The following is a 21,365-nucleotide window of genomic DNA, read 5'->3' as shown; positions in this document are numbered from 1 at the left end:
GGCGTGGCGCCTCAGTCCGCGCCGGAGGTGAAGCCGGCGCGGAAGGCGCTCGGCGACAGGCCGGTGGCGGCCGAGAAGACACGGGAAAAATGCCCCGGATCGGCAAAGCCGAGCCGGTAGGCGATGTCGGCGACGCTTGTCTGAGTGTAGGCGAGCAGCCGCCGCGCCTCCAGCATCTGCCGCCCCCGCAGCACGGCGGAGGCGGGCTGGCCGAGCACCTGTCGGCAGGCCCGCGTCAGGTGCGGCACCGTCACCGCCAGCGCCGCGGCATAGGGGCCGAGCCCGTGCCAGTGCCGGTAATGGGCGTCGACCAGCGCCTGGAAACGCCCCGCCAGCCGCGCCGCCGCCTGGCCGCTGGCCGCCGGGCTTGCCGTGTCCGGACCCGCGTCGAGCCGCCTCAGCACCCAAATGAAGGTCAGTGCCGCCAGCGCCGCCAGCGCCTCGTCCCGCCCCGCCCGCCGCCCCAGCAACTCCGCCTGGACCGCTTCCATCTCCGGCGGCGCGGTGCGCGCCCGGCCCCTGCACGGGGCAAGCAGCCGCCCCTGCGGATCGATGCGGGCGCGGATCGGCTCGAACACCGCCAGCGGCAAGGTCAGCACCATGCCGGCACTGCCCGGCAGGAAGCGGAAGCCATGGGCAACGCCTGCCGGCATGTTCAGGACGTCGCCGCCGGCCAGCGCGCTCTCGCCCCCCTCACCGAGCAGCACGCCGCCGCCCCGCTCGATCCAGAAGAGCTGATGCAGCGAGGGGTGCCGGTGCCGGGCGATGCGCCAGCGGCGGGGTCCGCTGCGAACCGAGAGATGTTCGATATGGAGCATGTCGGGAAAGCCGGATCCCACCGGTTCCCCATAGAGTCCGTAATCCGGCGCAGCCTGGAATGTTCGATTCATCCCTGTATTTGACCGAATTCTGCATTCCCTTGTCCAGTGCTTCGCGCCCATTCTCGGCACACTGGCAGGCCCGCTCGCGGGCCGATCGCGTCAAGGATCCGTGCGCATGACCCCCGATCTTTCCGGCTGCAGCCCCGCCGACGTTCCCGCCCGCACCGGGGTCGTCATTGTCGGCGGCGGTCCCTCCGGCCTGCTGCTGTCCCAGCTTCTGCATCTTGCCGGCATCGCCAATGTGGTGCTGGAGCGCCGCTCCCGCGCCTATGTTCTGTCGCGGATCCGCGCCGGCGTGCTGGAACAGGGGGCGGTCGACCTGCTGCGCCGGGCCGGCGTCGGCGCCCGCATGGACCGCGAGGGGCTTGTCCATGACGGCGTCGAGATCTCGTTCCATGACCGGCGCCTGCGCATCGACCTTGCCGATCTCACTGAGGGCAAGACCGTTATGGTCTATGGCCAGACCGAGGTGACGGCCGACCTTTACGAAGCACGGGATGCCGTGGGCGGCAAGGTGCTGCACGAGGCGGAGCACGTTCAACTGCACGATCTGGAGGGCGGGCGGCCCTTCGTCACCTTCCGCCTCGGCGAAAGATATCACCGCATCGAATGCGATTTCGTCGCCGGCTGCGACGGGTTTCACGGGGTCTCGCGCCGGTCTATCCCCGCCGACCGGCTGCGGCTGTTCGAGATGGTCTATCCGTTCGGCTGGCTCGGGCTGCTCGCCGACGTGCCGCCGGTGCATGATGAACTGGTCTATGCCGGCCACGAGCGCGGTTTCGCGCTGTGCTCGATGCGCTCGCGCACGCGCAGCCGCTACTATGTCCAGTGCCCGCTCGACGAGAAGGTCGAAGACTGGTCCGACGATCGCTTCTGGACGGAACTGGTCTCCCGCCTGCCCGCCGACATCGCCGGCCGCCTGATCACCGGTCCGTCGATCGAGAAGAGCATCGCGCCCTTGCGCTCCTTCGTCGCCGAGCCGATGCGCTTCGGCCGGCTGTTCCTTGCCGGAGATGCCGCCCATATCGTGCCGCCGACCGGCGCCAAGGGCCTCAATCTCGCGGCCTCCGACATCCATTATCTCTCCGAGGCGCTGACCGCCCATTACCGGCGCGGCGACGACAGCGGTCTTGCCGCCTATTCCGACCGGGCGCTGGCAAGGGTCTGGAAAGCCGAGCGTTTTTCCTGGTGGATGACGACGACGCTGCATGCCTTTCCCGATCGCGGCGCCTTTGCCGCCCGCATGCAGGAGGCGGAGTTCGACTATCTCGCCTCCTCCCGCGCCGCCCGCCAGGCGCTCGCCGAGAACTATGTCGGCCTGCCCTATTGAGTTTCGCGCAGCGCGCTTGATGCCGGTCAAGGCGAATCCTGCAAAAGTGTGCAGGCTGACCCAGCGACCTCCGCCGGACCGTCTTGCGGCCGGCGGAGCGCATCGGTTTTGCGGCAGGAGGAGGCGCGCGTGACAGACAGCGACCGGCAGGTATCCGACACACGTGGCAGGCAGGCAGCAGCGGACCCGCTCGCCGAACCGGACACCAGCCCTCCCGCCGGCTCCGGCCGGCGCGGGCGGCGGGTCGATCTCTCGGGACTTTCGGAGCAGCGGGTCGTTGCCGCGCAGGAAAGCGAAGTGACCGCGGTCGAGCGGATCGCCTCGCAGGACATCGGCACGAGTGACGAGGGGCTTGACGCGATCCTCGAGGGCGCCTCGCCCGACGATGCCGGCGTGATGCGGCGGGCGCTCGGCCTGCCCAAGGCCGCCGGCACGCCGCGACGGACCAGCGACGAGCTGTCCGCCGACTGGCGCGAGGGCGCTTATCCCTATCGCTTCAAGATGCTGCGGCGCGACTACGAGCGCCAGAAGTTCACTCTGCAGACGGAACTGCTCAAGCTGCAGTCCTGGGTCAAGGATGCCCGCCAGCGGGTTGTGATCCTGTTCGAGGGCCGCGACGCCGCCGGCAAGGGCGGCGCGATCAAGCGCTTCATGGAGCATCTCAATCCCCGCGGCGCGCGGGTCGTGGCGCTGGAAAAGCCCAATGAGGTCGAACGCGGCCAGTGGTATTTCCAGAGATATGTCAGGCACTTGCCGACCGTCGGCGAGATCGTCCTGTTCGACCGGAGCTGGTATAACCGCGCTGGCGTCGAACGGGTTATGGGGTTTTGCAACGAAGAGGAGTATCGCGAGTTCCTGCGCCAGGTGCCGGAGTTCGAGCGCAACCTCGTGCGCAGCGGCACCCATCTGATCAAGTTCTGGTTCTCGGTCAGCCGCGAGGAGCAGAACCGCCGCTTCCGCGAGCGCAACGTCCACCCGCTCAAGCAATGGAAACTGTCCCCGGTCGACCTTGCCTCGCTCGACAAGTGGGACGACTACACCCAGGCCAAGGAAGCCATGTTCTTCCACACCGATACGGCCGATTCGCCCTGGACGGTGATCAAGTCCGACGACAAGAAGCGGGCGCGGCTCAACGCCATGCGCTACGTGCTGCACGCCATGCCCTACAAGGACAAGGACGGCGAGCGGATCGGACGCGTCGACGATCTCCTGGTCGGGCGCGCGAACGTCATCCATGAGCGCGGCGAATACGACCAGCGTCGCGGCTGGGAAGCCCCGGACGCCATCGCCCGGTCGCTGTAAAGTGCGGCAGGGTCGCGACCGCGCTTGAAACCGGCGCGGTTGCGGCCGAAACTGCGGCGAACCTGCCCCGAGCCTTGCGCCGATTCCGGAAAACGCCGCCCATGTCCTTCGATCTTCTCGTCAAGAACGCGACCCTGCCCGACGGGCGCGAGCGCATCGACATCGCCTGCCGGGACGGCCGCATCACCGCCGTCGAGCCCGGCATTTCGGGCGAGGCGGGGCGCGTGATCGAGGCCGGCGGCCGGCTGGTATCCCCGCCCTTCGTCGACAGCCATTTTCACATGGACGCGACCCTGTCGCTCGGCCTGCCGCGGATGAACGAGAGCGGCACCTTGCTGGAAGGCATCGCCCTGTGGGGCGAGTTGAAGCCGCTGCTCACCGTCGAGGCGGTCGTCGAGCGGGCGCTGCGCTACTGCGATCTTGCTGTTTCGCAAGGGCTTTTGGCGATCCGCACGCATGTCGACGTCTGCGACGACAAGCTCACCGGCGTTAAGGCGCTGCTGGAGGTGCGCGAGACGGTCGCGCCCTATATCGACCTGCAGCTCGTCGCCTTCCCGCAGGACGGGCTCTACCGCTCGCCGACGGCGGAGCGCAATCTTATCCGCGCCCTCGACATGGGCGTCGATGTGGTCGGCGGCATCCCGCATTTCGAGCGGACGATGGACGACGGCGCGCGCTCGGTGCGGGCGCTGTGCGAGATCGCAGCCGCGCGCGGCCTGATGGTCGACATGCATTGCGACGAGAGCGACGACCCGCTGTCGCGCCATATCGAGACGCTGGCCTGCGAGACGCAGCGCCTCGGCCTCCATGGCCGGGTCGCCGGGTCGCACCTCACCTCGATGCATTCGATGGACAATTATTACGTCTCCAAGCTCTTGCCGCTGATCGCCGAGGCGCAGGTGCACGCCATCGCCAACCCATTGATAAACATCACGCTTCAGGGCCGGCACGACACCTATCCGAAGCGCCGCGGCCAGACCCGCGTGCCGGAAATGCGCAAGCACGGCATCAATGTCGCCTTCGGCCACGACTGCGTCATGGATCCCTGGTACTCGATGGGATCGGGCGACATGCTGGAGGTCGCCTCGATGGGGCTGCACGTCGCGCAGATGATGAGCCGGGACGAGATCCGCTATGCTTTTGAATGCGTTACGACCCACCCGGCGCGGGCGATGGGGCTTGACGGCTACGGCCTCGCGCCGGGCTGCAACGCCGATTTCGTGCTGCTGCAGGCGGCCGACACGATCGAGGCGATCCGCCTGCGGGCACGCCGCCTGGCCGTCGTGCGGCGCGGCAAGGTGATCGCGCAGAGCGATCCGGCGATCACCCGCCTGTCGCTCGACGGACGGCCGGAAACACTCGATCCGGCGGCTTACGCGCCTGGAAAATAAAGGGTTTCCGCCGATTTTCGGCGTTTGCGAATTTCGAGACGGATTTTGCGAAATTCGCTCTCAATTTCGCGAAATTTCGAGAATGGCGTCTCGAAATTGCCCAAAGGCCGGACTTGGAGCCGGTCGCCGGGTTTGCCATAAGGGAGGGACGAAACGCCCCCCGGTCGGACAGGCGCCCCGACAAGACCCCGATAAAACCCCGGACAGGACCCATGCAGCGACCGACAGGAACCATCGACGGGGAGAGGACCGGGGATAACCCGGCCGCCGGCTGCCCGGTCGCCGGCCATGGCGGAACCTCTTCCGCGACCGCCGAGGCTCCGGCGCCGGACGTCGGGGCAAAGGCGCCCGGCATCTACGTGCCGCCCTGCCCGATGCGGCCGACGGCGCCGCCGCCGGTCTGGAAGCTGATCGGCCTTGCCCGCCGCAACTTCCTCTCGGTCTGGCCGTCTTCGGCCTTCGCCAAGCCGTGGCTGCGGGTCGCCGTGCTGCGCAAGCAGATCTTCGTCTGCAACAGCCCGGACCTGGTGCAGGAGGCTTTCGTGCGCAAGCACGACACGTTCGAGCGCAAGAGCGCGCAGATGCGCCACGCGCTGGAACCGCTGCTCGGCGACGGCCTGTTCATCTCCGACGGCGAGACCTGGCGCCGGCGCCGCCAGATCGTCGGCCCGATCATCCACGCTTCCAAGGTCCGCGACTTTTTCCCCGTGATGGCCGAGACCATCGCCGAGCGTCGCGCCGCCTGGGAGGCGGCCGGTGCCGACGCGCCGGTCGACATGCTGCAGGAGATGGCGCATCTGACGGCGGAGATCATCTGCCGGACGATCTTCGGCCGCCAACTCGGGCGCGACTATGCCGCCGAGGTGGTCGAGAGCTTCACCGACTACCAGCGCCATATCGACCAGATCGACCTGATCTCGCTGCTCGGCCTGCCCGACTGGCTGCCGCGCCGGCGCGGCCGCGCCATCCGCCAGGCGGTGGCGCGCATCGACAGGGTGCTCGACGAGATCATCACCAGCTACGAGGCGCGCCGCCGCGACGGCGAGACCTCGGTGATCGGCGGGCTGCTGGACGCCCGCGACGAGGACGGCAAGCCGCTGTCGCGCGAGGCGATCCGCAACGAGGCGGCGGTGATCTTCATGGCCGGCCACGAAACGACGGCCAACACGCTGTCCTGGGCCTGGTTCCTGCTGTCGCAGGCGCCCTGGGCGCGCGCGGCGCTGAAGACCGAGCTCGACACGGTGCTGGCCGGCCGCATGCCAACCTATGACGATGTCGCCCGCCTGCCCTATACCCGCGCGGTGATCGAGGAGACGCTGCGGCTCTATCCCCCCGTGCCGATCCTCGCCCGCGAGGCGCTGGCCGACGAGACGGTCGGCGGCGTCGCGACGCCGAAGGGCTCGCTGGTGATGGTGGTGCCCTGGCTGCTGCACCGCAATCCGGAGCTTTGGCCGCGCGCCGACCATTTCGAGCCGGAACGGTTCCTGGGGGCGACGCGCGGCGGCCAGTCGAAATTCGGCTACGTGCCCTTCGCCATCGGCCCGCGCATCTGCGCCGGGCTCGCTTTCGGTCTGACGGAATCGATCCTGTCGCTGGCGATCCTCGCCCAGGGCTTCGAGGCGGAGCTGGAGCCGGGCACCGATGTGCAGCCGGTCTGCCGGCTGACCCTGCGCCCGGGCGAGACCCTGCCGATGCGGCTTCAGCCGCGCGCTCCGAGCGCGTGAGGCCGCTCCGGCCATGACCGCCATGCGCGGCCGCCGGCGCATCCCTCCGGTTGCCTTCGAGGAAACCCATGCGCGCGAGGTGCCGGGCGAGCCCTGGCGCCGCGAACCAGTGCTGGGGCCGGTCAAGCGCGCCATCCACGAGGCGCTGCGCCGCCTGCCGGTGGGCTTTGCCCCGCGCCTTGCCCACGCGCTGGCGCCGCTGATCCGGCACCTGGAGCGGCGGCGGATCTATGCCCGCCGGCTTGTCTGGACGCTTGCCCGGCTGCACCCGGACGCGCCGCTTGCGGCGGCCGAGCTGGCAGCGGCGGTGCGGCGCTGGTGGCGGCAAGCGGGCGCGGTTATGGCCGAATATGCGACGGTCGAGCGGCTGCGCGCGGCGGGGCGGCTGGAGGTCGACGACCCGCACGGCACGCTGGCCGGCCTGCCGGCGGATGCGCCCGTCGTCTTCGCCTGCGTCCATCTGGGGCCGTTCGAACTGTGCTTCGAGACCGTGCTCAACACCTTCGGCCGCGAGGCGGTCGGCACCTGGCAGCCGGAGCCCTCGCCCGCCGCCAACCGCATCCTGCACGAGATGCGCGCCCGCTACGGGCTCTATGTGTTTCCGCCCGGCCAGCGCTCGGCCCGGCACCTGCACCGGCTGGTGGTGGGAGACGGCTTCGACGCGATCCTCTTCGTCGACGAGGTGCGCGAGCGGCAGATCCACCTGCCGGCCTTCGGCCGGCCGCTGCCGCTGCGCGGCAATGCCTCAATCGCGATCAAGCTGGCGTTGAAGACAGGGGCGCCGGTGGTGCCGATCCATGTGCTGCGCACCGGGCCGGCGCGCTACCGGGTGCATGTTGGCGTGCCGCTCGCCTTCGAGCGCGGCGGCGCGCCTTCGAGCGCCACGATGGCCGGGATTGCCGCGCTCGACCGGCATTTCGAGCCTATCGTCCGGCACAATCTCGACCAGTGGTACATGCTGCCGGAGCTGCGTCTGCCGGACTTCGACCCGGCGAAGGTGTGAGCGCGAGGGGAGCCGTGCGGCCCCGTCAGTAGAGCAGCCGCACCAGGGCGAGCGTCAGGCCGGGAAACAGCACCAGGATCGCCACCCGCACGATGTCGCTGGCGATGAAGGGCACGACGCCGCGGAAGGTCTGCGACAGCGGCACGTTCGGCGCCATCGAGTTGATGACGAAGAGATTCATGCCGACGGGTGGCGTTATCAGCCCCACCTCCACGACGATCAGCACGATGATGCCGAACCACAGGGCGAACTCTTCCGGCGGCAGGCCGAAGTCGAGCGCCGCGACGATCGGAAAGAAGATCGGGATCGTCAGCAGGATCATCGACAGCGAATCCATGATGCAGCCGAAGATCAGGTAGCAGATCAGGATGACGACGAGCACGGTCCACGGGCTGAGCCCGAGCCCGGCGACATAGGCCGCCGACTGCTGCGGCAGTTGCGAGAAGGCGAGAAAGCCGTTGTAGACGGTGGCGCCGAGCACGATGAAGAAGATCATGCCGGTGGCGCTGGCGGTCGACAGGAAGGACTCCACCAGCCCCTTGCGGTCGAGCCCGCCATTGAGCAGGGCGACGATGCCGGTACCGGCGGCGCCAACCGCCGCGCCTTCCGTCGGCGTGAAGACGCCCGAATAGATGCCGCCGATCACCGCGACGAAGATCACCATGACCGGCCACACGGCGATCAGCGCGGCGATCCGCTCCGCCCCGCTCGCCTTGTCGCGGCTGCCGGCGCTGCCCGGGCGCAAGCGCACATAGAGCGAGACGGTGAGCATGTAGCCGAGGGCGGCGAGAATGCCGGGAATGAAGGCGGCGACGAACAGCTTGGCGATGTTCTGCTCCGTCAGGATGGCGTAGATCACCAGCACCACGGAGGGCGGAATGAGGATGCCGAGCGTGCCGCCGGCAGCAAGGCAGGCGGTCGACAGGGCGCCGGAATAGCCGCAGCGCCGCATCTCGGGCAGCGCCACCTGGCCCATGGTCGCGGCGGTGGCGAGCGAGGAGCCGCAGATCGCGCCGAAGCCGCCGCAGGCCGCGACCGCCGCCATGGCGACGCCGCCGCGCCGGTGGCCGACCATGGTCTCGGCGGCGCGGAACAGGGCGCGCGACATGCCGCCGCGCGTGGCGAACTGGCCCATCAACAGGAACAGCGGCACGATCGACAGCGAGTAGTTGGAAAAGGTGCTGTAGACCAGCGACTTGAGCTGGGCGAGGATCGGCACCGTGCTCCCGGTGACCAGCGTCGTGCCGGCGATGCCGACCATCAGCATGACGAGGCCGATCGGCAGGCGCAGGAAGATCAGCAGCAGGAGGACCGGGATCGACCACAGGCCGTATTCGAGGGATGACACGTCGTCTTACTCCCGGCCGGCGGCAGCGGGCCGCGCGAGGGTCTCGTCCAGGCTGCGCCAGACCGTATAGGCGCAGACCACGACGGCGAAGCCCGCCCCGGCCAGCGCGGCGGCATAGGGCCACCACAGCGGAAACTGCAGGATGAAGGTGGTCTCGCCATAAGCCTTCTTGTCGAGCATGCCGAGCCACAGGCGCCAGGCGATCAGGCTGCTCACCAGCGTCATCAGGATGTTGGCGACAAGGTCGACGCCGGCATTGAGGCGCGCACCGAAGCGGGCGAGGAACAGGTCGACGGTGACATGGCCGCGCTTCAACTGGCACCAGGGCAGGAAGGCGAAGATGGCGAAGGCGGTGCCGGCCTCGACCAGCTCGTAGTCGCCGGGGATCGGCCCGAGGCCGGCGAAGATCAGCGCCCGGCCGGCGATCGACACGACGGTGATCACGGTCAGCGCCACCAGCGCGGCGCCGCCGGCGATCGCCAGCCAGGCGGACAGCCGCTCCAGCAGCCGTTCGACGGCCAGACGCCGCGAAGACTGGCGTCCCGAAGACTGGCGTCCCGAAGACTGGTCCCCCGAAGAGTGGCGCCCCGAAGACTGGCCCATCCGATCTCGTTCCTCCCAACCGCGGGCCGCCGCCTCCACGCCGGCCCACCTGGCTCTGCTCTGCCCCTGCTCTTACAGCATCGGCCCGAAAACCTGAATCGGTTTTCGGACGGCGCGCGTACCGTCCGGAGCGCAGGCCGGCTTGGCATGACCGACAGGGTGGGCCACGCAAAAGGTGATGTAAAATGAGATTTCAGGGCATTTGCATAACCGCAAGGCCCGTTGCCGGCGGGCCTCAGGCGGCGAAGAACGCCCGCCGCGCCATCCGCACGGCGCCGTCCAGCGCATCGCCGAGCGGGGCGGCGAGATGCGCGGCAAAGCGCGGCGCGAGGCGCGCCGCATAGAAGGGGGCAAGCCCGCCCATCAGCACGATGCGCCGGCAGGAGGGAAAGACGAGGGCGCCGAGCATCTCTTCGACCTCGGCCGTGAAAGCGCAAAGCAGCGCCTCGGCCTCGCCGTCGCCGGCCTTGGCGGCATCGAAGACCACTGGGGCATGGCGGGCGAAATCCGCCTGGCGGGCGGTGGCGGCGAAGGCGACCATGCGCGCCGGATCGTCGCCGAAGGCGGCCAGCAGCGTCTCGGCGAGCCTTCCGCGCGGGCGCACCCCGTCGCGCGACAGCAGCGCCGATTTCAGCGCCTCGCGGCCGAGCCGGGCGCCGCCCCCCTGGTCGGCGAGATGCACGCCCCAGCCGCCGACGCTGCGGATCTCTCCGCCATGGCGGGCGAGAAAGGCGGACCCGGTGCCGAGGATCGCCATGATCCCGTCTTCGGGGCCGAGCGCGCCCTCCAGCGCGATCTCGCCGTCGCCGACGAGCTCCACCCGCGCAAAGGGAAGGGAGAGCAGCGCGCGGCCGTCGCGGCCGAGCTGGCGGGCGCCGGCAAGACCGAGCAGCGCCGGGCAATCCGCGAGCGCCTCCGCCGGCAGGCCGGCCTCGGCAAGGGCGGCGCCCGCCGCCGCAAGGATATTGGCGGCGGCCTGTCCTGGGTCGGTCGCGACATTGGCCGGGCCGGCGAGACCGCGCGCGACGATCTCGCCGTCACGGCCGGCAAGGGCGGCGCGGCAGGTGCTGCCGCCGCCGTCGACGGCGATGAGCCAGGAGCTCATGCGAGGACGCTCATGTCTCGCTCAGTGGGTGGCGGGCTGCTCGGCGAGCTTGCGGGCCTGTTCGATCCAGCCGTCGCGGTCGATGCGGCCACGGAAGTCGAGGCGGCTGTCGAGCGCGGCGATCTGCTCGTCGGTAAGCGCGGCGATCTGCCAGTAGTGGAAGATGCCGGCGCCGTTCAGCGCGGTCTGCAGCTTCGGGCCGATGCCGCCGATGGCGGTGAGGTCGTCGGCAACGCCGCGCGGCGTCGCCAGCAGCACCTCGGCCAGCGGATCGGAGATCTTGCCGGAGGCCCTGGCCGGCCTTGCCCTGACGTCGGCCTTCGGCGGGGTCGCCGGAAGCTGGGCATGGCTGCGCATGAAGTCGAGGATGCGCGGGGCGATCTCGGAGCGGAAGCGCGAGCCGTTGAACACGCCGTAATGGCCGACATCGGGCTGCATGTAATGGGCGCGCAGGTCGGGGGCGAGGTTGACGCACAAGTTGTGCGCCGCCATCGTCTGGCCGCGGCCGGTGATGTCGTCCTTCTCGCCCTCGACGGTGAGCAGGGCCGAGCGGCGGATGGCGCCGCAGTCGACCAGCTCGCCGCGATGGCGCAGCTCGCCCTTGGCGAGCGCGTGGCGGATGAACACGGTCTCCACCGTCTGCAGGTAGAACTCGGCGGTGAGGTCCATCACCGCCAGATATTCGTCGTAGAAGTCGCGATGCTTCTCGGCATTGTCGCCGTCGCCGGAGACGAGATGCTGGAAGAACTCGTGATGGGCGTTGACGTGGCGGTCGAGGTTCATGCTCATGAAGCCGGAGAGCTGCAGGAAGCCCGGATAGACGTCGCGCATGAAGCCCGGCTGCGGGAACGGCACCTTCATGATGACGTTGCGCTCGAACCACTCGATGCTCTTGCTCTCGGCGAGATCGTTGACGGCGGTCGGGTTGATCCGCGTGTCGATCGGCCCGCCCATCAGGGTGACGCTGGCCGGGGCGCAGGGATCGCCATGCGCCTCCATCACCGCCGTGGCGGCGAGCACCGGCACCGACGGCTGGCAGACGCCCATGACATGGGTGTCCGGCCCCAGGAAGTGCAGCATCTCGATGACATAGTCGATATAGTCGTCGAGATCGAAGCGCCCCTCGGTGAGCGGCACCATGCGCGCGTCGATCCAGTCGGTGATGTAGATGTCGGCGCTCGGCAGCATCGTCTCGACCGTGCCGCGCAGCAGCGTCGCATAGTGGCCCGACATCGGCGCCACCATCAGGATGCGCGGGCCCTTGTGCTTGCGCTCGCCGAGCTTGCGGTCGAAATGCAAGAGGTTGCAGAACGGCTTCTTCCAGACGATCTCCTCGCGCACCGGCACCTTGACGCCGCTGACGGTGGTCTGGGTGAGGCCGAATTCCGGCTTGCCGTAGCGCCGGGTCATCCGCTCGATCAACTCGCAGCCGGCGGCGACCGAGCGCCCGATCGGGGTGTGCGAGAGCGGGTTGAGCGGGTTCTGGAAATACAGGCGCGCCATGTCGGCGCTCGCCCGCAGCGGACTCATCGCCGCATGATTGAATTCATAGACCTGGTAGAACACGTGACCGACCTCGCAATCTCCGTGAGGCAGCGCAGCATGGACGGCTGCCTTTTGTCGCATTGCAAAAATAATATGACAAAGATGAAGGCCGCTTCAACAGGCAGGACGGTCTCCGGCCGGTCATGCGGTGACGGAATACCGGAAGTGCGGCCCTTGCCGCCGGAATCTCCTCCGGATGTCCCTGAAAACGCAAGCCAAGACAGGATCTTGCGCAAATCGGCAACGCGGTGGAAAAAAGTTGCCGGAGCCGTCAATTTTCAGGAGATATCGTAAAAAATTACGATGCAAGATCTGCCACGACCGCATCCAATACGAGCAGACCGGCCGGCGTCACCCGCATTCTGCTGTCGCTGAGTCGTTCCACCATGCCGTGTTCGATGAGGTCGGCGACGCGGCGCGGATCGATCCGGCGGTCGGAAATCGCCTCGAAGCGGGCAAGGTCGACGCCCTCCACCAGCCGCAGGCCCATCAGGAGGAACTCGTCGCCCTGCTCCTCCCGGGTCAGCGACACGTCCTCCACCAGCCCCTCGCCGCGCGCCTCGACGGCGGCGAGCCAGGTCTCCGGATGGCGCTCGGTGGCGGTGGCGAACTTGCCGTTGCCGCCGGTCAGCCGGCCATGGGCGCCGGGGCCGACGCCGACATAGTCGCCATAGCGCCAATAGACGAGATTGTGCCGGCACTCGGCGCCGGGCACCGCATGGTTGGAGACCTCGTAGGCCGGCATGCCGTGGCGGTTGCAGATCTCCTGCGTCAGGTCGTAGAGATCGGCGGCGGTGTCGGGATCGGGCACCACCAGCTTGCCGGCGCGGTGCAGCTCGAAATAGGGCGTGCCCTGCTCGATGGTGAGCTGGTAGAGCGACAGGTGGTCGGCGGCAAGGCCGATCGCCTCCTCCAGCTCGGCGCGCCAGGCGGCGGCACTCTGGTCGGGCCGGGCGTAGATCAGGTCGAAGGAGATGCGCTCGAAGGTCGAGCGGGCGATGCCGATCGCCGCGCGCGCCTGATCCGCGTCATGCAGCCGGCCGAGGCGCCTCAGGTCCGCGTCCCGAAGCGACTGCACGCCGAGCGACAGGCGGTTGACGCCGGCCGCGCGATAGCCGCGGAACCGCTCCGCCTCCACCGAGGAGGGGTTGGCCTCCATCGACACCTCGACGGTCGGCGAGATTTCCCACAATCCGGCGATGGCGTCGAGCACGCGGCCGACGGTCGCGGGAAGCATCAAGGACGGCGTGCCGCCGCCGAGGAAGATGGAATCGACCCGGCGGCCGCGCGTGCGAGCGGCGAAATAGGCGAGCTCCCGCTCGAAAGCCGCGGCAAAGCGCGCCTGATCGACGCCGGCATGGCGGACATGGCTGTTGAAGTCGCAATACGGGCATTTGGCCTCGCAGAAGGGCCAATGCACATAGATGCCGAAACCGCCGTCCGCCTCTGCCATCATGCCTCCAGACAGCGCGCGGAGAACTCCGCGAAGGCGCGGGCCCGGTGCGACAGGGCCCGGTCGGGCCGCGTCCAGCCGTGCTTTTCCTCCGCCGACATCTCGCCGAAGGTGCGGGCGTGGCCGTCCGGCTGGAACATCGGATCATAACCGAAGCCGCCGCTGCCGCGCGGCGGCCAGACGGCGGTGCCCTCGACCTCGCCGCGGAACAGGGCGATCTCGCCGTCCGGCCAGGCGAGGCAGAGCACGGCGACGAAGGACGAGCGGCGGTCCGCCGGATCGAGCGCGCCGGCGGCCTGCAGCTTTTCCTCAATGGTGCGCATCGCCATCGCGAAGTCCTTCTCGGGGCCTGCCCAGCGGGCCGAATAGACCCCCGGCGCCCCGTCCAGCGCGGCGACGCAGAAGCCGCTGTCGTCGGCGAGCGCCGGCAGGCCGGAGGCCTCGGCGGCGGCGCGCGCCTTCAGCTCCGCATTGGCCTCGAAGGTGGTGCCGGTCTCTTCCGGCTCGGGCAGGCCGAGCGCGCCGGCCGAGACGACCTCGTAGCCGTAAGGCGCCATCAGCTCGGCGAATTCGCGCAGCTTGCCCGGATTGTGGCTCGCCAGCACGATCCGGCCGGGCTCGAGCCGGCGGATGGGCGTGGATGCGGTGTCGGTCATGCGAACCTCACGAGATCGCCATCTTCTGCAGGTCGACCAGCCGGGCGATGCCGGACTTGGCGAGCTCCATCAGCTCGGCGAACTGCGCCTCGGTGAAAGGTGCGCCCTCCGCCGTGCCCTGGATCTCGACGATGCCGCCGGCGCCGGTCATGACGAAATTGGCGTCGGTATCGGCGTCGGAGTCCTCGAGATAGTCGAGGTCGAGCACCGCCTGGCCGCCATGGATGCCGCAGGAAATCGCCGCCACATGGTCCTTCAGCACCTTGCCGGCGAGCATGTCGCGGGCGCGCATCCACTCGATGCAGTCATGCAGGGCGACCCAGGCGCCGGTGATCGCGGCGGTGCGGGTGCCGCCATCGGCCTGGATGACGTCGCAATCGACCGAGATCTGCCGCTCGCCGAGCAGCGGCAGGTCGACGATGGTGCGCAGCGACCGGCCGATCAGCCGCTGGATCTCCTGGGTGCGGCCGGACTGCTTGCCGGAGGACGCCTCGCGGCGCATGCGCTCGCCGGTGGCGCGCGGCAGCATGCCGTATTCCGCCGTGACCCAGCCGCGGCCCTGGCCGCGCAGCCAGGGCGGAATCCGCTCTTCCAGGCTCGCGGTGCACAGAACATGGGTGTCGCCGAACTTGACCAGGCACGAGCCTTCCGCGTGTTTGGAAACGCTCCGCTCCAGCGTCACGGCGCGCAACTCGTCCGCCGCGCGTTTGGATGGCCGCATGTCGATCCCCCTTGAAGCCTGCCGCTCGGGGCGCCAATGCCCCTTGCTCCTGTTCCGCGTCCCTCTTAATCCAATATGGGACAGGAATGAAATGCCTGTCTGCCGCTTGTCCCGCCTCGCCGGCCGGTCGGCGCCTTTGATATGGGCAATCGCGGGCGGGCCGCACTATATTCGCTGAGGCTGGCCGCGTTGGCGGCAAGGCAGGATGTCAAGGTGCGGAAGCTGGAGTTGCTGAACCGGGGAGCGCGAACGTGACGCTGGGTGTGCCGTCCGTCAGCCTGAGCGATCTCGACAAGCGGTCGCGGGAGATCTTCCGCGCCATCGTCGAATCCTATCTCGACACCGGCGAGCCGGTCGGCTCGCGCAACCTGTCGCGGCTGCCCTCGATCCAATTGTCGCCGGCCTCGATCCGCAACATCATGTCCGACCTCGAACATGCCGGCCTGCTCTACGCGCCGCACACCTCGGCCGGGCGCATGCCGACGGAAGGGGGCCTGCGCTTCTTCGTCGACGCGCTGCTGGAGGTCGGCGACCTGACGCGCGAGGAGCGCGACCAGATCGACATCCAGGTCAAGGCGGCGCGCAGCGAGCGCACCAGCGAGCAACTGCTGACCGAGGCGAGCCAGATGCTCTCCGGCCTGTCGCGCGGCGCCGGCGTCGTCTTCACCCACAAGGCGGATGTGCGCCTGCGCCATGTCGAATTCGTCCGCATCGAGCCGCTGAAGGCGCTCGTCGTGCTGGTCGGCGACGACGGCTCGGTCGAGAACCGCATCGTCGACCTGCCGCCCGGCCTGCCGCAGACGGCCCTGATCGAGGCGTCGAACTATCTCACCAGCCTGATCCGCGGCCGGACGCTCGCCGAGGCGCGGCGCGAGCTGGAGACCCAGCGCGATCGCCACCAGAAGGAGCTGGACGAACTGACCGCCAAGCTGGTGGAAACCGGCATCGCCACCCGCAGCGGCGCGGTCGATGCCGCCGGTTCGCTGATCGTGCGCGGCCGCTCCAACCTGCTGTCGCATCTGGAGGCCGAGCAGGACCTGGAGCGCATCCGCCTGCTGTTCGACGATCTGGAGAACAAGCGCGAGCTGATCCAGCTTCTGACCGCCGCCGAGGGCGGCGAGGGCGTGCGCATCTTCATCGGCTCGGAGAACAAGCTGTTCTCGCTCTCCGGCTCCTCCATCGTCGTCTCGCCCTTCCGCGACCAGGACGAGCGGATCATCGGCGTGCTCGGCGTCATCGGCCCGACCCGGCTGAATTATGCCCGCGTCATCCCGATGGTCGATTATACCGCCCGGCTGGTCGGCCGACTGCTGCGCTGACCGCCCGCCTCCCCGTTTCGACGCTCCGGATCCTTGAATGACCCCGCTTTCGCCCGCAGAACTCGAACGCTATGCCCGCCACATCGTGTTGCAGGATGTCGGCGGCCCCGGCCAGCAGAAGCTGAAAGCCGCAAGGGTGCTGGTGATCGGCGCCGGCGGGCTCGGCGCGCCGGTCTTGCAATATCTGGCGGCGGCCGGCGTCGGCACGCTCGGCGTCGTCGACGACGACACCGTGTCGCTGTCCAACCTGCAGCGCCAGGTGATCCACGACACCGACCATCTCGGCGAGCCGAAGGTGGCGAGCGCGGCCGAGGCGATCGCCCGGCTGAACCCGCATGTGAAGGTCGAGCCGCATGTGGCGCGGCTCGTTCCGACGAACGCGCTGGCGCTGATTTCGCGCTACGACCTCGTCATCGACGGCTCGGACAATTTCGCCACCCGCTATCTGGTCTCCGATGCCTGCTTCTTTGCCGGCAAACCGCTGGTCACCGGCGCGGTCGGCCGGCTCGACGGCTCGCTGACGCTGCTGAAGCCGCATGAGAGCGGTGAGGACGGCACGCCGAACCCGACCTATCGCTGCCTCTTCCCCGAGCGCCCGGCGGAAGGGCTGCTGCCGACCTGTGCTGAGGCCGGCGTGCTCGGCGCGCTGACCGGCATTGTCGGCACGCTGCAGGCGATGGAGGCGATCAAGGAGATCGTCGGCTTCGGCGAGGGTCTGCTCGGCCGGCTGCTGCTGATCGACGCGCGCTCGATGCGCTTCGAGACGATCCGCTACCGCTGGAGCGCCAAGAACCCCTTGAGCGGCACCGTCCGCAAGCGCTTCGACGAACTGGCCGGCGCGTGAGCGGCTTCTTCCGCCTGCGCCGCCAGCCGGCCCTGCCCGAGGAGATCACCCTGGAGATCGACGGGCGGGTGCAGCGCATCACGCTGCGCGCCAATCCGCGCGCGCAGCGCTACATCCTGCGCGTGCCGGCCGATGGCGGCCCGCCGGTGCTGACCGTGCCGAGGGGCGGCAGCCTTGCCACCGCGCGCGACTTCGCGCAGCGCCAGCGCGGCTGGCTCGCCGGGCGGCTCGGCGAGCGGCCCGAGGCGGTGCCTTTCGTCGAAGGCGGGGTGATCCCGCTGCGCGGGGCGGCGCATCGGATCGTCGCCGCCGGCGGCTTGCGCGGGCTGGTGCGCGCCGAGCCGGCGGCGGAGCGGGAAGACGAGGCGATAGGTCACCTGCTGGTGCCCGGCGCTGCCGAGCACATCGCCCGCAAGCTCACCGACTGGCTGAAGCGCGAGGCGCGGCGGGATCTGGAACGCGCGGTGGCGCGCCACGCGGCCGCGCTCGGCCGTGCGCCCTTGGGCCTCACCTTGCGCGACACCCGCAGCCGCTGGGGCTCCTGCACGGCGGACGGGCGGCTCTCCTTCTCCTGGCGGCTTGTGCTTGCGCCGCCTTCGATCCTCGATTACGTCGCTGCCCATGAGGTCGCTCATCTTGCCGAGATGAACCACGGCCCGCGCTTCTGGGCCCATTGCCGCCGCCTGGCCCCGCATACGGAAGAGGCGCGCGACTGGCTGAAGCGCGAGGGCGGCCGCCTGCATCTCTACGGCTGAGGCGGCCCGCAAGTCCCGCCGCAGCCGCCTCCCACACGGCGCCCGCCCGCCCGCGCGGCCGGCGCCCCCGCACGAAGGCCGATCGCATGCTCAAGCCGGACACCTGGGCGCTTACCATCCTGCTCGCCAGCCTGACGGCGCTCGGCCCGATCTCCACCGACATGTATCTGCCGGCGCTGCCCTCGATCCTGCGCGATCTCGAGGCGACCCACGCCTCGGTGCAATTGACCCTGTCGGTGTTCCTCGTCGGCTTCGCCGTCGGCCAGGTGGTCTACGGCCCGCTCGCCGACAGGGTCGGCCGCAAGCCGGGGCTGATCGCCGGCCTTGCGATCTACGCGCTCGCCAGCCTTGCGTGCACGCTGGCGCCGAGCGTCGAGGTGCTGATCGTCGCGCGCTTCTGCCAGGCCTTCGGCGCCGCCGGGCCGGTGGTGCTGGCGCGCGCGGTGGTGCGCGACCTCTACGAGGGCCCGCGCGCGGGCCAGGAACTCGCCCGCATGGGCTCGATCATGGGCCTTGCCCCGGCGATCGCGCCGTTCTTCGGCGGGCTGATCGCGGCGGCCGGCGGCTGGCGCCTCGTCTTCCTGGTGTCGGTCGCCTTCGCCTCCCTGGTGATCGCCAGCGTCTGGCGCGGGTTGCCCGAGACGATCCGGGCGCGCGAGACCGCGCCCTTTTCCGTCCGCGCCGTGCTGTCGGGCTTTGCCGGCCTGCTGCGCCACCGCGCCTATGTCGCCTATCTGGCGGTGGTGACGCTGACCTATAGCGGCCTCTTCGCCTTCATTTCCGGCTCGTCCTTCGTGCTGCAGGACATTTTCGGACTGACCCCGCAGCTCTACGGCATCGCCTTCGGCGCCTGCGCCGGCGCCTATGTGGTCGGCACGCTGATCGGCCAGCGGCTGGCGCCGAAAAAAGGCGCGGAGGTGACGATCCTCACCGGCTGCGTGCTGCTGGCGCTGGGCGGGGCGGCGATGATCGCCGCGGTTCTCGCCGCGCCGTCGGCCGCCTCCGTCATCGCGCCGATGATGCTCTATATGGTGGGGGTGGGCCTTGCCCTGCCGCAGGCGCAGGCGGCGGCGCTGATGCCCTTCCCGGACCGGGCCGGCAGCGCCTCCTCGCTGATGGGCATCTGCCAGATGAGCATCGCCGCGCTGGTCGGCATCGGCGTCGGCGCCACCCATGGCGCCACCGCCCTGCCGCTGGCGCTGATTGTCGCCGTCAACGGCTTCGGCGCGGTGCTGGCGCTGCTGGCGAGCCGCCGGGTGCGCTCCGCCACCTGAGGCGGGCGCCCGGTCGGCCGGGGAGGGTCAGCCGGGGAAGGTCAGCCGCCAAAGATCCGGTTGATGAGGTCGAGCGGGCCGCCGCCGCCCTCGCCGTCCTGCATCGGCGGCAGCCGCCGCGCCGGGTCGCCCTCGGCCGGAATGTCGCGCATCGGCATGTCGAGCGGCGTGGTGGCGGGCTCGGCGACCCGCACCGGCCGGTCGGAGACGCCCGGCAGGCTGGCGACCGGCAGGCCCTGGTGGCCGGCCTGCATCACGTCCTTCCAGATCTTGGCCGGCAGCGAGCCGCCGGTGGCGCGTTTGGTCGGCGAATTGTCGTCATTGCCGAGCCAGACGGCGGTGGTCAGCGTGCCGGTATAGCCGATGAACCAGCCGTCGCGGAAATCCTGGCTGGTGCCGGTCTTGCCGCCGGCCGGCCGGCCCTCCAGATGGGCGATCTTGCCGGTGCCGGTCATCAGGGTCTGCGCCATCATCATGTTCATGTCGGCGAGCGTCGCATGGTCGACGACCCGGCCGGGACCGTCGCCGGCGCGGGCATAGAGCACCTTGCCGTCGACCGTGCGGATCGAGCGGATGACATGCGGCACCACCGCGTAGCCGCCATTGGAGAAGGGCGTATAGGCGGCGGCGATCTCCAGCGGCGTCACTTCCGAGGTGCCGAGCGAGATCGACAGGTTGGAGGCGAGCGGCGAGGAAATGCCGAGCTTGCGGGCGGCGCGGATGATGGCGCGCGGGCCGACTTCCTCGGCGAGGCGCGCGGCGACGGTGTTGAGCGACAGCGACAGCGCCTCGGTGAGCGTCACCGGGCCGCGATAGGTCTTGGTGTAGTTCTGCGGCGCCCATTTGCCGATCCTGACCGGCTCGTCGACGCGCACGGTCGCCGGCGTCAGCCCGCGCTCCAGCGCGGCGAGATAGACAAAGGGCTTGAAGGCGGAGCCCGGCTGGCGCCTGGCATTGACCGCGCGGTTGAACTGGCTCTGGGAATAGTCGCGGCCGCCGACCAGCGCCTTGACCGCGCCAGACCCGTCCAGCGTGACGATGGCGCCCTGGCCGACGCCGAGCTTGGCGCCCTCCTCCGACAGCGCCCGGCGCAGGGAATCCTCGGCGATGATCTGCAGGCCGAGATCGATCGTCGTGTCGACGATGATGTCGGTCTCGATGGCGCCGACATAGCCGGGCAGCCGCTCCATCACCCAGTCGGCGACATAGTTCTCGCTGGCCGAGGTGTGGTGGGTGACGACGCGCATCGGCGCGGCAAGGGCATCGCGCGCCTCCGCGTCGCTGAGATAGCCTTCCTCGGCCATCGCCGCCAGCACGGTGGCGGCGCGGTCCTGGGCAAGGTCCGGATTGCGGGTCGGGGCATAGCGCGAGGGCGCCTTCAGCAGGCCGGCCAGCGTTGCCGCCTCGGAGACGCTGATGAGCCGCGCCGACTTGCCGAAATAGCGCCGGGCGGCGGCATCGACGCCATAGGCGCCGGCGCCGAAATAGACCCGGTTGAGATACATCTCCAGGATCTCGTCCTTGGAGTAGTTGGTCTCCAGCCACAGCGCCAGCACCGCCTCCTGCACCTTGCGCCGCAGGGTGCGGTCGGGCTCCAGGAACAGGTTCTTGGCAAGCTGCTGGGTCAGCGTCGAACCGCCCTGCGCCAGCCGGCCGGAGGTGAGGTTGGTCACCACCGCCCGGCCGAGGCCGAGCGGGTCGAGGCCGAAATGCGAATAGAAGCGCCGGTCCTCGATGGCGATCACCGCCTGCGGCAGATAGGGCGGCAACTGCTCCAGCCGCACCGCCTCGCCGCCGGTGTCGCCGCGATTGGCCATCAACGTGCCGTCGGAGGCGACGATGCGCACATTGGGCGGGCGCTGCGGCACCTTCCATTCGGAGGTCGGCGGCAGATAGGCGGCGTAATAGATGAGGACGCCGAGGCCGGCGATGCCGGCCCAGATGCACAGGACGAAGCTCCAGTAGAGGCCGCGCCGCAAGAACCGGGTCAGGCCGCCGCGCTGGCGCTTGGCGCGCGACTTGCCGCGTCCGCCGCCCTTGACCGCGCCAAGGTCGAGGCCGCCGCCGTCGCCGCCGGTGGCGGCGGGCTTGCGGGCCGGACGCCCCCGCGG

19 protein-coding genes are annotated in these 21,365 nt (G+C 69.6%); 9 read left to right on the top strand and 10 right to left on the bottom strand.

The genetic code is table 11. From position 1 onward, the window contains the following. Positions 1-11 precede the first annotated feature (11 nt). Positions 12-818 carry an AraC family transcriptional regulator gene (locus TSB10GB4_RS11600; RefSeq protein ID WP_186395889.1) on the bottom strand — a complete coding sequence of 269 codons (807 nt, stop codon included), beginning with the start codon at positions 816-818 and terminating at the stop codon, positions 12-14. Between the two features lie 178 nt (positions 819-996). Between TSB10GB4_RS11600 and pobA the strand changes: the two genes are divergently transcribed. The 5 genes from pobA (at position 997) to TSB10GB4_RS11575 (ending at position 7,631) form a co-directional block, all read left to right on the top strand. Further along, the gene (pobA, locus tag TSB10GB4_RS11595; protein WP_186395888.1) at positions 997-2,211 is read left to right on the top strand and encodes a 4-hydroxybenzoate 3-monooxygenase; all 1,215 of its coding nucleotides are present in this window, start codon (positions 997-999) and stop codon (positions 2,209-2,211) included. A 297-nt stretch (positions 2,212-2,508) separates the two neighbouring features. Next, positions 2,509-3,513: a polyphosphate kinase 2 gene (gene ppk2 / locus TSB10GB4_RS11590; RefSeq protein ID WP_244293074.1), complete on the top strand. Its 1,005-nt coding sequence runs from the start codon at positions 2,509-2,511 to the stop codon at positions 3,511-3,513. 101 nt (positions 3,514-3,614) lie between these two features. Then, positions 3,615-4,904: an amidohydrolase family protein gene (locus TSB10GB4_RS11585; protein WP_186395886.1), complete on the top strand. Its 1,290-nt coding sequence runs from the start codon at positions 3,615-3,617 to the stop codon at positions 4,902-4,904. A gap of 212 nt (positions 4,905-5,116) precedes the next feature. After that, positions 5,117-6,628 (top strand): cytochrome P450, encoded by a 1,512-nt coding sequence (locus tag TSB10GB4_RS11580; RefSeq protein WP_208984715.1) that lies wholly within the window; start codon positions 5,117-5,119, stop codon positions 6,626-6,628. 13 nt (positions 6,629-6,641) lie between these two features. Further along, positions 6,642-7,631: a lysophospholipid acyltransferase family protein gene (locus TSB10GB4_RS11575; RefSeq protein ID WP_186395885.1), complete on the top strand. Its 990-nt coding sequence runs from the start codon at positions 6,642-6,644 to the stop codon at positions 7,629-7,631. 25 nt (positions 7,632-7,656) lie between these two features. Here TSB10GB4_RS11575 and TSB10GB4_RS11570 read toward each other — a convergent pair whose 3' ends face one another. The 8 genes from TSB10GB4_RS11570 to rph all read right to left on the bottom strand — a co-directional run bounded on the left by TSB10GB4_RS11570 (position 7,657) and on the right by rph (position 15,062). Continuing rightward, positions 7,657-8,979: a TRAP transporter large permease gene (locus tag TSB10GB4_RS11570; RefSeq protein WP_186395884.1), complete on the bottom strand. Its 1,323-nt coding sequence runs from the start codon at positions 8,977-8,979 to the stop codon at positions 7,657-7,659. Between the two features lie 6 nt (positions 8,980-8,985). Further along, positions 8,986-9,456 (bottom strand): TRAP transporter small permease, encoded by a 471-nt coding sequence (locus tag TSB10GB4_RS11565; RefSeq protein WP_371328903.1) that lies wholly within the window; start codon positions 9,454-9,456, stop codon positions 8,986-8,988. Further along, entirely contained in the window at positions 9,426-9,731 is a 306-nt protein-coding gene (locus TSB10GB4_RS24045; protein ID WP_186395883.1) for a pentapeptide repeat-containing protein, read from the bottom strand. Before TSB10GB4_RS24045 ends, TSB10GB4_RS11565 begins: the two co-directional genes overlap by 31 nt. Before the next feature lie 86 nt (positions 9,732-9,817). Continuing rightward, positions 9,818-10,687, bottom strand: a complete 870-nt coding sequence (locus TSB10GB4_RS11555; RefSeq protein WP_186395882.1) for a BadF/BadG/BcrA/BcrD ATPase family protein — start codon at positions 10,685-10,687, stop codon at positions 9,818-9,820. 21 nt (positions 10,688-10,708) lie between these two features. Further along, positions 10,709-12,217 (bottom strand): polyhydroxyalkanoate depolymerase, encoded by a 1,509-nt coding sequence (gene phaZ, locus TSB10GB4_RS11550; protein WP_244570896.1) that lies wholly within the window; start codon positions 12,215-12,217, stop codon positions 10,709-10,711. A 313-nt stretch (positions 12,218-12,530) separates the two neighbouring features. After that, positions 12,531-13,688, bottom strand: a complete 1,158-nt coding sequence (gene hemW / locus TSB10GB4_RS11545) for a radical SAM family heme chaperone HemW (RefSeq protein WP_208984712.1) — start codon at positions 13,686-13,688, stop codon at positions 12,531-12,533. Beyond that, positions 13,685-14,341 (bottom strand): RdgB/HAM1 family non-canonical purine NTP pyrophosphatase, encoded by a 657-nt coding sequence (gene rdgB, locus TSB10GB4_RS11540; protein WP_186395879.1) that lies wholly within the window; start codon positions 14,339-14,341, stop codon positions 13,685-13,687. The genes hemW and rdgB overlap by 4 nt, the downstream gene beginning before the upstream one ends. A 7-nt stretch (positions 14,342-14,348) precedes the next feature. Then, complete coding sequence (gene rph / locus TSB10GB4_RS11535; protein ID WP_186395878.1) at positions 14,349-15,062, bottom strand: ribonuclease PH; 714 nt, start codon at positions 15,060-15,062, stop codon at positions 14,349-14,351. A 251-nt stretch (positions 15,063-15,313) separates the two neighbouring features. On the opposite strand from rph, the gene hrcA reads away from it, so the two are divergent. The 4 genes from hrcA (at position 15,314) to TSB10GB4_RS11515 (ending at position 19,254) form a co-directional block, all read left to right on the top strand. Next, positions 15,314-16,381 (top strand): heat-inducible transcriptional repressor HrcA, encoded by a 1,068-nt coding sequence (gene hrcA, locus TSB10GB4_RS11530; protein WP_186395877.1) that lies wholly within the window; start codon positions 15,314-15,316, stop codon positions 16,379-16,381. A 37-nt stretch (positions 16,382-16,418) separates the two neighbouring features. Next, on the top strand, positions 16,419-17,225 hold the full coding sequence (gene moeB, locus TSB10GB4_RS11525; protein WP_186395876.1) for a molybdopterin-synthase adenylyltransferase MoeB: 807 nt from the start codon (positions 16,419-16,421) through the stop codon (positions 17,223-17,225). Then, the gene (locus tag TSB10GB4_RS11520; protein ID WP_186395875.1) at positions 17,222-17,980 is read left to right on the top strand and encodes a M48 family metallopeptidase; all 759 of its coding nucleotides are present in this window, start codon (positions 17,222-17,224) and stop codon (positions 17,978-17,980) included. Before moeB ends, TSB10GB4_RS11520 begins: the two co-directional genes overlap by 4 nt. Before the next feature lie 86 nt (positions 17,981-18,066). Further along, positions 18,067-19,254 carry a multidrug effflux MFS transporter gene (locus TSB10GB4_RS11515; RefSeq protein ID WP_186395874.1) on the top strand — a complete coding sequence of 396 codons (1,188 nt, stop codon included), beginning with the start codon at positions 18,067-18,069 and terminating at the stop codon, positions 19,252-19,254. Between the two features lie 41 nt (positions 19,255-19,295). Here the strand turns inward: TSB10GB4_RS11515 and TSB10GB4_RS11510 are convergent. Next, on the bottom strand, positions 19,296-21,365 hold a 2,070-nt coding region (locus TSB10GB4_RS11510), incomplete at its 5' end, for a PBP1A family penicillin-binding protein (RefSeq protein WP_208984710.1).

Source organism: Stappia sp. TSB10GB4, assembly GCF_900185745.1.
Lineage (GTDB): Bacteria > Pseudomonadota > Alphaproteobacteria > Rhizobiales > Stappiaceae > Stappia.
Note: the sequence above shows the minus strand (reverse complement) of the source record. Positions and strands in the feature narration are given on the sequence as shown.